Source organism: Pseudomonas sp. GM84 (assembly GCF_000282535.1).
Lineage (GTDB): Bacteria > Pseudomonadota > Gammaproteobacteria > Pseudomonadales > Pseudomonadaceae > Aquipseudomonas.
On sequence record NZ_AKJC01000318.1, the window covers coordinates 1 to 12406 of the forward strand.

The 12406-nt window shown below is 55.7% G+C and carries 14 protein-coding genes and 2 pseudogenes; all 16 read left to right on the plus strand.

Annotation, left to right across the window (positions count from 1 at the left end):
• Positions 1 to 862, plus strand: an 862-nt coding sequence (locus PMI38_RS26200) for an RHS repeat-associated core domain-containing protein (RefSeq protein WP_008099308.1), incomplete at its 5' end; no start/stop codon positions are given.
• Positions 840 to 1277 carry an NTF2 fold immunity protein gene (locus PMI38_RS26805; protein ID WP_157214887.1) on the plus strand — a complete coding sequence of 146 codons (438 nt, stop codon included), beginning with the start codon at positions 840 to 842 and terminating at the stop codon, positions 1275 to 1277. The genes PMI38_RS26200 and PMI38_RS26805, both read left to right, overlap by 23 nt.
• A 397-nt stretch (positions 1278 to 1674) precedes the next feature.
• Positions 1675 to 2028 carry an RHS repeat domain-containing protein gene (locus tag PMI38_RS27980; RefSeq protein WP_157214888.1) on the plus strand — a complete coding sequence of 118 codons (354 nt, stop codon included), beginning with the start codon at positions 1675 to 1677 and terminating at the stop codon, positions 2026 to 2028.
• Positions 1997 to 2887: pseudogene (locus PMI38_RS27985) on the plus strand (RHS repeat-associated core domain-containing protein); the annotation flags it as partial. The gene PMI38_RS27980 and the pseudogene PMI38_RS27985, both read left to right, overlap by 32 nt.
• A gap of 6 nt (positions 2888 to 2893) precedes the next feature.
• Positions 2894 to 3490 (plus strand): hypothetical protein, encoded by a 597-nt coding sequence (locus PMI38_RS22655; protein WP_008099314.1) that lies wholly within the window; start codon positions 2894 to 2896, stop codon positions 3488 to 3490.
• A 269-nt stretch (positions 3491 to 3759) separates the two neighbouring features.
• Positions 3760 to 4353 (plus strand): hypothetical protein, encoded by a 594-nt coding sequence (locus PMI38_RS22660; protein ID WP_008099316.1) that lies wholly within the window; start codon positions 3760 to 3762, stop codon positions 4351 to 4353.
• A 170-nt stretch (positions 4354 to 4523) separates the two neighbouring features.
• The gene (locus PMI38_RS22665) at positions 4524 to 5195 is read left to right on the plus strand and encodes a DUF4303 domain-containing protein (protein WP_008099318.1); all 672 of its coding nucleotides are present in this window, start codon (positions 4524 to 4526) and stop codon (positions 5193 to 5195) included.
• A gap of 178 nt (positions 5196 to 5373) precedes the next feature.
• Positions 5374 to 5559, plus strand: a complete 186-nt coding sequence (locus tag PMI38_RS27165; protein ID WP_008099320.1) for a hypothetical protein — start codon at positions 5374 to 5376, stop codon at positions 5557 to 5559.
• 36 nt (positions 5560 to 5595) lie between these two features.
• Entirely contained in the window at positions 5596 to 5817 is a 222-nt protein-coding gene (locus PMI38_RS27170; protein ID WP_157214889.1) for a hypothetical protein, read from the plus strand.
• 94 nt (positions 5818 to 5911) lie between these two features.
• The gene (locus PMI38_RS22670) at positions 5912 to 6382 is read left to right on the plus strand and encodes an SMI1/KNR4 family protein (protein ID WP_043274080.1); all 471 of its coding nucleotides are present in this window, start codon (positions 5912 to 5914) and stop codon (positions 6380 to 6382) included.
• An 89-nt stretch (positions 6383 to 6471) separates the two neighbouring features.
• Positions 6472 to 6668: pseudogene (locus PMI38_RS27615) on the plus strand (IS5/IS1182 family transposase); the annotation flags it as partial.
• Between the two features lie 90 nt (positions 6669 to 6758).
• A complete protein-coding gene (gene arfB / locus PMI38_RS22675) occupies positions 6759 to 7172 on the plus strand; it encodes an alternative ribosome rescue aminoacyl-tRNA hydrolase ArfB (protein ID WP_043274082.1) in 414 nt (137 codons plus the stop codon).
• A gap of 223 nt (positions 7173 to 7395) precedes the next feature.
• Positions 7396 to 8571 carry a M20 aminoacylase family protein gene (locus PMI38_RS22680; RefSeq protein WP_008099323.1) on the plus strand — a complete coding sequence of 392 codons (1176 nt, stop codon included), beginning with the start codon at positions 7396 to 7398 and terminating at the stop codon, positions 8569 to 8571.
• A gap of 96 nt (positions 8572 to 8667) precedes the next feature.
• Positions 8668 to 9978 (plus strand): citrate-proton symporter, encoded by a 1311-nt coding sequence (locus tag PMI38_RS22685; RefSeq protein WP_008099330.1) that lies wholly within the window; start codon positions 8668 to 8670, stop codon positions 9976 to 9978.
• Entirely contained in the window at positions 9975 to 11432 is a 1458-nt protein-coding gene (locus PMI38_RS22690) for an amidase (protein ID WP_008099331.1), read from the plus strand. The genes PMI38_RS22685 and PMI38_RS22690 overlap by 4 nt, the downstream gene beginning before the upstream one ends.
• Before the next feature lie 69 nt (positions 11433 to 11501).
• Positions 11502 to 12287 carry an IclR family transcriptional regulator gene (locus PMI38_RS22695; RefSeq protein ID WP_008099332.1) on the plus strand — a complete coding sequence of 262 codons (786 nt, stop codon included), beginning with the start codon at positions 11502 to 11504 and terminating at the stop codon, positions 12285 to 12287.
• Positions 12288 to 12406: the final 119 nt, after the last annotated feature.

The window sequence follows — 12406 nt, forward strand, 5'->3', positions numbered from 1 at the left end:
CAACGGAGAAACCGAGCAGAAACGGTTCCTTTGGCAAGGGCTGCGGATGCTGCGCGAGGAGACGCTAGGGCAGAGCATCGTGTACCTGTATGAACCGGGAAGCTATGCGCCGTTGGCGCGAGTCGATCAAGCTGAAGGTGAAGCGCAGAAGGTCTACTTTTTTCATACTGACCAGATCGGTACACCGCTGGAGCTGACAAACAGTGAAGGTGAGATTGTTTGGCAGGCGATCTATCGGTCATGGGGTTCGATCGAACATCTGGCCGTCACTGAGGTTGAGCAAAATCTGAGATTTCCAGGGCAGTATTTCGATAGTGAAACAACGCTGCACTATAATACTTTCCGCTATTATGATCCCGAGTGCGCGCGCTTCATAACGCAAGACCCAATTGGCCTAATGGGTGGATTTAACCTCTATACCTATGCGCCCAATTCGACTGGGTGGCTCGATCCTTTAGGATGGTGTGTTAATACTAATGTGACGCGTGGTGCATCAGGCCAACCTTTGAGAGCAACTGCTACAATCACGAAAAATGATCTGAAGACAGGGACGGCGACCAATCAGTCATCCAGAGCTTGGGCTCGCATGATGGGCAATCAAGATGATGATGCTGGCCACATCATCGGAAAGCTTTTGGGCGGTTCTGGTGGCATAGATGGAGTGTTCCCGCAACTTTCTAAAGTGAATCGTGGTTTGTTTAGAGATTTTGAGAAGCAAATTGCAAAAGATATTTTTGATAATGGGCCTATCGATGTTGAGTTGATCTTTAAGTACGGGGCTGGTGGAACAAGGCCAACCAAAGTAATTTATAATATTTTCAGAAATGGGGACATTGTCGATGGAAAAATTTTCAGTAACTGATCTGAGTGATGAGTGCAGAGATGTTCTCAAAGGATTTATGAGCGAAATGTATGAGTGGGAAGTTAAGTATTATAAGAAAAGCCTCGATGCGTTTGAAGACGATTCTCTGGAATCGGACCTTGAGGTTGTTATGCGTGATGATCTTTTAAAAATCTTTAAGACATTTGTTGCGGAAGGCGGGAGAAATTATGATCGTGTAGAGAATTTGGTCTGTGGGAGGCATCCAGAATATGATCTGGGTAGCGATCAACTTGAGATTGAGGTGGTTAGAGATAATCATGTTTTAGTAGTTATAAAAAAGACAAAAGGGCTAGCTCCAGTTTTCAGATTGACTTTGGCTGCGACTGATGGCAAGTGCATGATTTTGAGTCGGGAACTGCAGGGCGGGAATAAGTGGCAAAAAACTTATATTTGATTTATCGAGTTTTCTAAGGTGCCTCCTACGCTGGTATCTTTGTGGTTGAGTTGGGGTGGGAGTGCTTGGGTAAGATATGCCATTTAGTGCTGCTAGAACTGTCTAGTAGAAAAGTCTTGGCTCTTTATAAACTTGGCTGTGGAAGTGGCTGCCAACTTTGATTCAGCTGCTTCCTATTGTTTATATATTGGAGAGCTGAGTCTTTTAAAGGGGTAACACACATAGTTGAACAGTGGATCGGCAAAGGTGAACACTTCCACTATGACATGCAGGCGCGCACTAGCTAGGCCACGAATGTTCTCGGCCGCGATATGGAAGATACAGTGCAACTCCTACCATCGCGTGACGGCCAGTCGTGAACACGATGGCATGGACTTCGAAGCGTTTGGCAACATCTTTGGCTTCACTTCGCCGGCAGCACCTAGTCGGTAATCACCTCGCACTCAAGTACGACGACTTCGGCAGGCTGGTGGAGGAAACCGACCCGCTGGGCCGCACGATCAGCTACAAGCACCACTTCGCCACGCCGCTGGTCACCGAAACCCGCTTCCCGGATGGCAGCGTGTGGACGTCCCGCTACGACAACAAAGGCAACCTGATCGCCGAGATCGACCCGTTGGGCCACAAGACCGAGTACCTCAACGGTGAGGACGGCCTGCCGCATACGATCATCGATGCCAACTTCAAGTCCAAGTACCTGTGGTGGAACGCCTATGCCCAGCCTTGGGCGTCGGGTGGCCAAGCACGCTGAAATCAACGGAGAAACCGAGCAGAAGCGGTTCCTGTGGCAAGGACTGCGGATGCTGCGTGAGGAAACGCCAGGGCAGAGCATCGTGTACCTGTATGAACCTGGAAGCTATGCGCCGTTGGCCCGAGTCGATCAGATAGAGGGTGCAGAGCAGAAGGTCTATTACTTCCATACCGACCAGATTGGTACGCCGCTGGAGTTGACAAATAGCGAAGGCGAGATCGTCTGGCAGGCGACGTATCGGTCATGGGGTTCGATCGAGCATCTGGCCGTCAATGAGGTCGAGCAAAATCTCCGGTTTCAGGGGCAGTACTTTGACAGCGAAACGGGGCTGCATTACAACACGTATAGATACTATGATTCTGAAATCGGAAGATTTCTATCGCATGACCCAATAGGGCTGGCTGGCGGCATTAATATTTATTCATATGTCACCAATCCCCTTCAAGAGATCGACCCGTTAGGCTGGTGCTCCACGAAGCTGGGACAAAATATGGGGCATAGGACGGGTGATGGGATGGCTAACCATCATCTTATTCCTGAACAGCTGATGAAAAAACCAATATTCAGCTCTATGTTTAATCGTCTCAAAGGCATTGGTTTTGATGGTGATGGTGCGTCAAATAGTATTTTCCTACCCGGCAAAAATAATGTGCAGTTCATAGACTTACCAGGGCACTGGACAAACCATGATGTTTACACATCTGCTGTTGGTAAAAAGCTGCTTGAGCTTAACAAAATAGCACCGCAGTTGAGTGATACCCAGTTGGCTCTGGGGGTGAAGAATATCCAGGAATGGGCAAGGTCAGGTCTGCAGAACGGGTTGTTCAAAGTAGATCCTATTACAGGTAGATTGCTGTGAGGTGTCATGAACGATTTCTATGTCGTTAGTGCTAGCGAAAATGACGGTATTTCACTATTCTTTGAAGAAGGGTGGAAGCCTGCGCTGCCGGAGTTTAATCAGGTTGTTAAGAATCCGGAACTGGGAGGGTTTGCGGATTCATATGAGATGAAGGCCGACCTAGAGAGGTTTGAAGTGGATGTGGTGCTTGAGCAGTACATTGCATCTTCTGAATTTGTTCGTATGTGTGAGTCGCAAAACTGCTCTTTTATTGATCTTCCTCTGAAGATTGTTCTCCTAGGAGGGGCGGAGACAGAGAGGGAATATAGATTTTTTTGTGTTCTAAGTAGGTGCTCATTGTTGGACAGTGAAAACTCAGTTTTCACGCTCATGGATGAGAGGCTGTTGAGGCCATCGGAAGAGCGCGAGGGCATGTCTCCGGTCTATGATCGAATTGACAGTTTTGTTCCTGGAAAAGGGGTGTTAGAAAATTTATTTTATTGTGAAGAATTAAAGCAAGTTGTTTGTTCGTCTCTCTTCAAGGCTGATTATGATGAGAAAGGGTTGGCCGGGTTAGAGTTTCAGAAAATAGACGATGATTTTGTTTATGCTCCGTGGGGATGATTTTCTTTTTTGGAGTGTGCAATTTCGTGTTGTTAGTGGCTCGACGTTGGGGTGAGTTTCTTAGGTCGTTATCAAGTTGGTTGCGGAAGTGGCTGCCAGCTACGTTTCAGTCACTTCCTATTATCTGTTTCTAGTAGGCGCGCGGGCAAGAAAACCGTGTCGTCGAACACTGGGCCAGCGACGGCGAGTACTATCACTCCCGTTACGACTTCGCCATCCGCACCCGCTGGGCCACCGATGTGTTGGGTCGGGAGCTGGAGATTCAGTACATGGTTACTTATGTTGAGCGTCATAGAGCTGCTTCTGCTACAGATATTGAGGCTTTAAGCAAGCGCCTTGGTCTTTCTAGTGGCTCATGGATAGTTAAATTCTGGAAAGGAAGTGATGGGGCACTCCTGAATGACCAGGTGATGATTTATTCAGTAGGGGATATTGAAGAGCGTAATAGTACATTTGAAATCGATAAAAATTTTAAAGATAAGATTGCCGTTGGGGATGACTCTGGCGGCAGAATGATATTAATCGATAAAAGCGGGGTGGCTGGGTTTTGGCTAGTGGATTCAGGCAGTGTGTCACTAAACGAATTTGATAGATTCGAATCGCTCGAAAGGCTTTTAGATTTTATAGAAGAGGATGAGGGGAATGATTTAGAGGCGGGTGTAGGAGATATCATCACCATAGGAGGTTGCAAGCCAAGTCTCGATGAGGTTATTGGTGTAAGGAAAATGTTGGGAATTGACTCGTCGGCTGTGCATTTGAAAGCAATATTAGCTGAGCCGGGGGAGGTTATCATGAAGTCTGTTTATGCGCAAAAATATAAAGAAGTCCTGCTTAAATATGCGCATATTATTCGGTTTAGATGAGGCTGGCTTTATTCGTGTTTTGTAAGTTTTCGTTTTTTAAACATTTACTCATCCAGGAGCATCTTGTTGCTGGCTGATAATCGTGATCAGAAAACTGCTCTTTTTTAGCTGAAGTAACAGCGCTTTAGTTGGGCGTTCTAATTGCGTCCCGACCAGCCGCGAGGGGAACAATGAGCAGGATTCATACATTGACTACGCTAAGGCGCTGCGCTGCGCAGGGCATGCCCTTTGGCAAGGCTGTTGCCGCCAGGAAAGGCGAATTGCAAAAAAAATCGGCACAGAATTTTTTGGCTGACAACCAGGAAAGCGCAATGAATTGGCAGAAATTAGAAAGCACAGCCTTAATAATAGTTAAAAAAACTCTGCAAGATTTAAGTGTGGAGCATCCGGACGAACACTTTTACGCTTGCGCGCTTTACACGGATAGTAGCGCTATGACCATGGCGGTTGCGGTTAATTCCGTTGAGGCGCTTGAGGTAAAGCTTGAAGAGGAAGGTAAAGAAGAACGCGAAGAACTGATGCCTTATTATAAGTGGGTTTCTTCGGAGTGGAAATACCAGGCGTGGAAGGGCGAGTATTTCAAAGATATATGTGAAGCCTTGAGAGTAGCGAATGAGCGAAGCGATATCTCAAGTTTTAAAGAAAATCTGAATTCCCTCATGACTGATGTTTTGAACACTCTGCGTAAGGATGGTGTCTTCAGATTTTTCAAGGTTCAGGAGCCTATACTCTTTGTTACTGTTACGGATGATGATGGTGCAGAGAGGCTTGAAAATAAGACGGCTGAAATGCTTAACTCATCAGAAAAATATGAATATTTTCTCAGAAGGTTTGATGGGTAAGCACTGCCTCCCAAGTGCGCCAGATATTGGTGCGGCGGCGATGAGCTGAAAGTTGATCTTTGAAGTGCTGCGGCGTAATCCTCAGCCTTGATTAGTGATAATGTTAAGCCTGAATGCTTGGATTAATTATCGTATAACATTGAATACCGTCAAAGACTAACCTTAGAGGCCTTGATTTATGGTTGCAGAAGTTTTAGGGCGGGCAGGCGATTATTTTTTGATTCCCATGGAGGATGGTCGATTCGCGATCAGTCAGATAATCTGGTTGGGAACTGAAAGTAAAGAGCAGAAATTTAAAAAAGTTTTTGCTTTTTGCGTACTATCAATTGGTTATGAGAAAGGCTTGCCTGAGGATTTTTCGTAGCTATGGTTCAAGGATCATCGGGGTGATTTTAGAGTGATGTTCACCGCAATTGATAACCTCAAATCTGGGGGTTGGCCGATTCTAGGTGCGGGGTCAATCAATGACGCTTCTTTGAGCGATTTTGAATTTAATATGGCGGGCACATTATATCGTCGAGGGCAACCTGTACGAATGCTGGCCATTGAAGAGTATCAAGGTCATTTATTGATGGGTGTTTCTGGTTACGCTTTGGTAGAAAGATTCTTGCAGCAACATTAATGTGTTTAAGAGGGGCTTTAAAAGTGTCTTAAGCGCTTAGGGTCAGGCCTAAGATTTTAAGTGTGCAAACCCAGGGTTTCTAGTAGGGTGAATTATGAGTTATGTTGAATTATTGGCTAGTGAGATTACTGCGAGTGGTGAAGATCCTGCATATGCGGGTGGCGCTTCCGATCAAGCTATATGTGAGTTTGAGAAGGCGCTAGGTGTAAGGTTTCCGTGGTCATATATAGAGTTTCTCAAGAAATATGGTGCTTTGTCGTTCGCAGGCGATACCTACTATGGAATTACAAAAGGCGGGGTTGACGCAACAGCCATTCCAAGTGTGGCGTTCGCGACGAAAAGTGCTCGTGCAGATGGTGATGCAGATGAGTCTATGATCGTAGTCAAAGCTTCTGGGTACGGTCCGATTTACTCAATCGATACCTCCATTGTTGGCGATTCTGGGGAGCCTGTTGTAGTGGAAACGGAGCCTTCCTTTAAGCGCGTGAAAGAGAAAAATATTATTTATCAAAGTTTTGAAGAGTTTTTTAGCGATACGGTTAGGCAAGCCATTAAAGAGCTGTAATTGTTTTTGATGTGGACTCGGATGGGGTGCTGGTTCTTTAAAAGTAAGTGCAAGTTTTGGAGGAGGGCGCAGATTTTAGGTATGTGGACACGGATTATCAACGGTTTGGGCTCTGGCGAAACCAGTGGACATTCGATCAGATACTCAAACGCTTGCACCTGAGACTGAATGAGCAAGGCTTGATCGATCTGCAAACCTGAATGCTCGACCCAACCGCGGTACGTGCAACCCGAGCCTCATCTGGCGCTCTGAAAAAAAGGGGCCTGACGAGCCCGCCGATCACGCGGAGTAGGCCATCTCGATCCGTGTGCTTATTTTGTCCTGTGAGCAAGCGGCGAAGGCTGTGATAATGGAGAGCAACCCCAAGGGCCATGCCATGCTGACCATCTCCAATACCGTGCATCTGCCAGATGCCGACATCGAACTGACCTACATCCGCGCGCAAGGCGCAGGTGGGCAGAATGTCAACAAGGTGTCCAGCGCCGTGCACCTGCGCTTCGACATTCCCGCCTCAATGCTGCCCGAGTTTTACAAGGAGCGGCTGCTGGCGCTGCGTGACAGTCGCATCACCGCCGACGGCGTGTTGATCATCAAGGCCCAACAGTACCGCACCCAGGAGCAGAACCGCGCTGACGCACTGGCGCGTCTTGCCGAATTGATCATCAATGCCGGCAAGACCGAGAAGAAACGCCGTCCTACCAAGCCGACCCTGGGCTCGAAGACCCGCCGCCTTGAAGGAAAGGCCAGGCGCAGCACGGTCAAGGCGGGGCGGGGGAAGGTGGAGTTCTAGGGGCTTGGGCATGCACGGGCTTTGCCCGTGATCGCGGATAAATCCGCTCCTACAAGCGCCGGGATGCTCTTTGACAGGCAACCAGTTCCACTGCGTGGAACCACATTCAATTGTGCTCCCACCCTCACTCGCGCTTATCTGTCGCCAACCACGACCTGCCTTCCCCGTCGTGATCTCAAGCGAACAACAAAAAACGGGACCCACCCGCGCGAGGAGATTCCCCATGTCGCAGCATCAGCACATCCTGGCCTGGCTCAATGACGTGGCCAGCGACCTGCACGCCATCCGCCACGATATCCATGCCCACCCCGAACTCGGTTTCGAAGAAAGCCGCACCTCGGCCCTGGTCGCGTCGCTGCTTGAGCAGTGGGGCTATGAAGTGCACACCGGCATCGGCAAGACCGGCGTCGTCGGTGTGCTGCGCAATGGCAGCAGCCCACGCAAGCTGGGCCTGCGCGCCGACATGGACGCACTGCCGATCATCGAGGCCACCGGCGCCGAATACAGCAGCCGCCACCAGGGCTGCATGCACGCCTGCGGCCACGACGGGCACACCACCATGCTGCTGGGCGCGGCGCGCTACCTGGCGGCGACGCGGCAGTTCGATGGCACGCTGACGCTGATCTTCCAACCGGCCGAGGAGGGCCAGGGCGGGGCGGAGGCGATGCTGGCCGATGGCTTGCTGGAGCGCTTCCCCTGCGATGCGCTGTTCGGCATGCACAACATGCCGGGGCTGCCGGCGGGGCACCTGGGCTTTCGCGAGGGGCCGATGATGGCGTCGCAGGACTTGCTCACAGTGACCATCGACGGGGTCGGCGGGCATGGCTCGATGCCGCACCTGACGGTCGATCCGCTGGTAGCGGCGGCCAGTGTGGTGATGGCGCTGCAAACGGTGGTGGCGCGCAATATCGATGCCCAGGAAGCGGCGGTGGTGACGGTCGGGGCGCTGCAGGCGGGGGAGGCGGCCAACGTCATTCCGCAGCAGGCGCTGCTGCGCCTGAGCCTGCGTGCGCTGGATGCCAAGGTGCGGGCGCAGACCCTGGAGCGGGTGCGGGCGATCATCACCCAGCAGGCCGAAAGCTTTGGCTGCACCAGCACCATCGAGCACCGCCCGGCGTACCCGGTGCTGGTCAACCATGCCGCGGAAAACGCTTTCGCCACCCATGTCGGGGTCGAGCTGCTCGGCGCCGAGGCGGTGGATGGCAACACCCGCAAGCTGATGGGCAGCGAGGACTTCGCCTGGATGCTGCAGCGCTGCCCGGGCGCGTACCTGTTCATCGGCAACGGTGTGCAGCGGCCGATGGTGCACAACCCCGCCTATGACTTCAACGACGACATCCTGCTGACCGGCGCTGCCTACTGGGGCGCACTGACCGAGAGTTGGCTCAAGCCCGCCTGACCTGCCTGTATTGACGACTGCCGCTGGAACCTGGGCGCCACCGCGCCTGGGCGATCACTTGAACGTTGCTGGCCAACTGAAGATGGAGTGTTCCGCATGCAGATTTCCAATACAGGCGCGTCGCGTACCCGGCAAGTGGTCGCGGCGGTCATCGGCAATGCACTGGAGTGGTATGACTTTATCGTGTACGGCTTTCTGGCGAGCATCATCGCCCGCCAGTTCTTCCCCACGGACGACGAATACGCCTCGCTGCTGATGGCCCTGGCCACCTTCGGCGTGGGCTTTTTCATGCGCCCGGTGGGTGGCGTGCTGCTGGGTATCTATTCCGACCGCAAGGGGCGCAAGGCCGCGATGCAGCTGATCATCCGGCTGATGACGGTGTCCATCGCGATGATCGCCTTCGCCCCCAGCTACCTGGCCATCGGCATGGGCGCGCCGCTGCTGATCGTGGTGGCGCGCATGCTGCAGGGCTTCGCCACGGGGGGCGAGTACGCCAGTGCCACGGCGTTCCTGGTGGAGAGTGCGCCGGCCAACCGCAAGGGGCTGTATGGCTCGTGGCAGCTGGTGGGGCAGTGCCTGGCGGTGTTCTCCGGGGCGGCGATGGTCGCGCTGGTGACCCACCTGTGCACGCCCGAGGCGCTGGACAGCTGGGGCTGGCGGATTCCGTTCGTGCTCGGTTTGCTGATCGGGCCGGTGGGGCTGTGGATTCGCAAGCACATGGAAGAGCCGGAGGAGTTTCTCGAAGCGCGCAAGCAGGCCAAGGGCGAGGCGCCGGGGCTGCTGCAGGTGCTGCGTGAGCATCGGCGCAGCCTGCTGGTGTCGATGGGCCTGGCCTGTGGCGCGACGGTGTCGTTCTACGTGGTGCTGGTGAACATGCCGACCTTCGCCCACAAGAACCTCGGCCTGCCGCTGGACCAGGTACTGCTGGTGCAGATGCTCGCCGTGGGCCTGATGACCGTGGTCATCCCGCTGGCCGGCGCGCTGTCGGACCGCCTCGGCCGGCGGCCGGTGCTGATGGCCTTTACCCTGGCGTTCTTCGTGATGGTCTACCCGCTGTATGTGTGGGTGGCGGCGGCGCCTTCGATCGAGCGCCTGCTGGTGATGCAGCTGCTGCTGTGCACGGCCATCGGCGGCTTCTTCGGCCCGGCGCCGACCGCGCTGGCCGAACAGTTCCCGGTCGAGGTGCGCTCCACCGGCGTGTCGGTCGCCTACAACGTGGCGGTGATGGTGTTCGGGGGCTTCGCGCCGCTGATCGTCACCTGGCTGAGCAAGGTGCTCGGCACCCCGGTGGCGCCGTCGTTCTACGTGCTGTTCGCCTGCCTGCTGACCCTGCTCGGCACCTACTGCCTGAAAGAGGCGCCGCGTGCCGGCAAATCCGTTGCCTACAACCTTGGAGTGAAACCGTGAACGCGTTAGCCATCGACCCGATCGTCAGCCTCGACGCCGAGGCGCTGTCCCAGGCGATCCATGCCCGCCAGTATTCCTGCCGTGAAGTGATGCAGGCCTACCTGGCGCACATCGAGCGGTTCAACCCGCAGGTCAAGGCGTTGGTGTCGCTGCGCGATGCCGGGGCTGTGCTGGCCGAGGCCGACGAGCGCGACCGCGAACTGGCGCGTGGCCAGTCGCGCGGCTGGATGCATGGCATGCCCCAGGCGATCAAGGACCTGGCTGCCACCGCCGGGCTGCGTACCACGTTGGGTTCGCCATTGTTCGCCGAACACGTGCCGACGATCGATGCGATCAGCGTGGCGCGGATGCGGGCGAGCGGGGCGATCATCGTCGGCAAGAGCAATGTGCCGGAGTTCGGCCTCGGCTCGCAGAGCTACAACACGCTGTTCGGCACCACCACCAACGCCTATGACCACGGTCGCGTGGCCGGCGGCAGCAGCGGGGGCGCGGCGGCGGCGCTGGCCATGCGCCTGCTGCCGGTGGCCGATGGCAGCGACATGATGGGCTCGCTGCGCAACCCGGCGGCGTTCAACAACGTCTATGGCCTGCGGCCCTCCCAGGGGCGGGTGCCGTACGGGCCGACGCCGGAGTTGTTCGTCCAGCAGCTGGTCACCGAAGGCCCGATGGGGCGCAGCGTGCAGGACGTGGCGCGGTTGCTGTCGGTGCAGGCCGGGCATGATCCGCGCGTGCCGTTGTCGATCAACGCAGGCCCGGTCGATTTCGCGGCCGGGTTGGCGCGCAGTTTCAAGGGCGTGCGGGTTGGCTGGCTGGGCGACTATGACGGCTACTTGCCGATGGAAGAGGGGGTCATGGCGCTGTGTGAAACGGCGCTGGCCGACTTTGCCGAGCTGGGCTGCGAGGTCGAGGCCTGCCAGCCAGGCTTCGACCTGGCGCGCCTGTGGCAGTGCTGGCTGACCCATCGCCACTTCCTGGTGCACGGCAACCTCGGAGCGGCCTATGCCGACCCCGCCAAGCGGGCCTTGCTCAAGCCGGAAGCGCAATGGGAAGTGGAAGGCGGCCTGCGCCTGAGCGCACAGGACCTGTACCAGGCCTCGCTGGACCGCAGCGCTTGGTACCAGGCGCTGAACACATTGTTCGAGCGTTACGATTTCCTGCTGTTGCCGGCCGCGCAAGTGTTTCCTTTCGACGCAACGCTGCCGTGGCCGCAGGTGGTTGGCGGGCGGGCGATGGACACCTACCACCGCTGGATGGAGGTGGTGATCGGCCCGACCCTGGCCGGCTTGCCGAGCATGAGCGTGCCGGTGGGCTTCAATGCTGCCGGGCTGCCGATGGGCCTGCAGATCATCGGCCCGGCCCAGGCCGACCAGGCCGTGCTGCAGCTGGCCTTAGCCCATGAACAGCTGACCCGGTGGGTGTCGCGCTGCCCGCCGAGCTGCCTGCAAGCCCGCTGAAGGCCCTGGCCAGGCCCGTATCTTGCTGGGCATGATGACCATCCACGCACAGACAGGGAGGTCGACCCCATGGGCACTCAAATCAGTACGGCAAGCGACGGCGGTGGCGTGCGCTCGGTGGAGCGGGCGCTGGCCATCGTCGAACTGCTGGGCGAGCACCAGGCACTGGGGCTGGAAGAGCTGCATTACCTGACAGCCCTGCCCAAGGCCACGGTGTCGCGCATGCTCGCCACCTTGCAGGAGCAGGGCTGGGTCTACCGCGGCTTGAGCGACCGGCGCTACCGCCTGTGCGCCCGTCGGCTGTTCGGCGACCGCCAGCAGCGCTTCAAGCGCCAGCTGGTGGAGCGCGCTGCGCCGCTGTTGCTGGAGCTGAGCGAGCGCACGGGCCTGGTGGCCGACTTGTCCTGTTTCGACGGCGAGCGGCTGGAGGTGATGGAGAGCGCGATTCCCCAGGTGCTGCGCAAGCGCTACCCGAACAACTGCCAGATCGTCGGGCACCATGCCAGCCTGTTTCATTCGGCCATGGGCCGGGCGTGTCTGAAGGAGCTGGCCACGGATGAGGTGCAGCGGCTGGCGGCGCATGAGCGGGTGGGGGACGAGGCGTTGTTGCGCGATATCGAGGCGGATGCGCACAAGGGGTTTGGGCAGCGGACCGAGGGGTTTTGGGAGTATCCGGTGCGGTTGCCGTTTCTGATCCGGGCGATTGCCTTGCCGGTGCGGGCGCAGGGGCGATTGGCGGGGAGTATTGCGCTGCATTGGCCGCTGGACCAGGCGCCGGTGGAGCGGGTGTTGAGTTTGCATTTGAACAGCTTGGCGGATGCCGTGGGGGAGGTGCAGCAGGCGTTGGTGGGGTAGGGGCGCATGGCTTTGGCCTTTTTGCGCTCTTGAGATCGAGCGCCGCCCGCGCGGCGCATCGCGAGCAAGCTCGCTCCTACATTTGTTGCAACGTGCCTATGTCTGATAGGCCATGGTTG

Bases quoted from the DNA above. Each gene is read 5' to 3' on its own strand.
- PMI38_RS26805 (WP_157214887.1), top strand. From the start codon at position 840: ATGGAAAAATTTTCAGTAACTGATCTGAGTGATGAGTGCAGAGATGTT.
- PMI38_RS22655 (WP_008099314.1), top strand. From the start codon at position 2,894: ATGAACGATTTCTATGTCGTTAGTGCTAGCGAAAATGACGGTATTTCA.
- PMI38_RS22660 (WP_008099316.1), top strand. From the start codon at position 3,760: ATGGTTACTTATGTTGAGCGTCATAGAGCTGCTTCTGCTACAGATATT.
- PMI38_RS22665 (WP_008099318.1), top strand. From the start codon at position 4,524: ATGAGCAGGATTCATACATTGACTACGCTAAGGCGCTGCGCTGCGCAG.
- PMI38_RS27165 (WP_008099320.1), top strand. From the start codon at position 5,374: ATGGTTGCAGAAGTTTTAGGGCGGGCAGGCGATTATTTTTTGATTCCC.
- PMI38_RS27170 (WP_157214889.1), top strand. From the start codon at position 5,596: ATGTTCACCGCAATTGATAACCTCAAATCTGGGGGTTGGCCGATTCTA.
- PMI38_RS22670 (WP_043274080.1), top strand. From the start codon at position 5,912: ATGAGTTATGTTGAATTATTGGCTAGTGAGATTACTGCGAGTGGTGAA.
- arfB (WP_043274082.1), top strand. From the start codon at position 6,759: ATGCTGACCATCTCCAATACCGTGCATCTGCCAGATGCCGACATCGAA.
- PMI38_RS22680 (WP_008099323.1), top strand. From the start codon at position 7,396: ATGTCGCAGCATCAGCACATCCTGGCCTGGCTCAATGACGTGGCCAGC.
- PMI38_RS22685 (WP_008099330.1), top strand. From the start codon at position 8,668: ATGCAGATTTCCAATACAGGCGCGTCGCGTACCCGGCAAGTGGTCGCG.
- PMI38_RS22695 (WP_008099332.1), top strand. From the start codon at position 11,502: ATGGGCACTCAAATCAGTACGGCAAGCGACGGCGGTGGCGTGCGCTCG.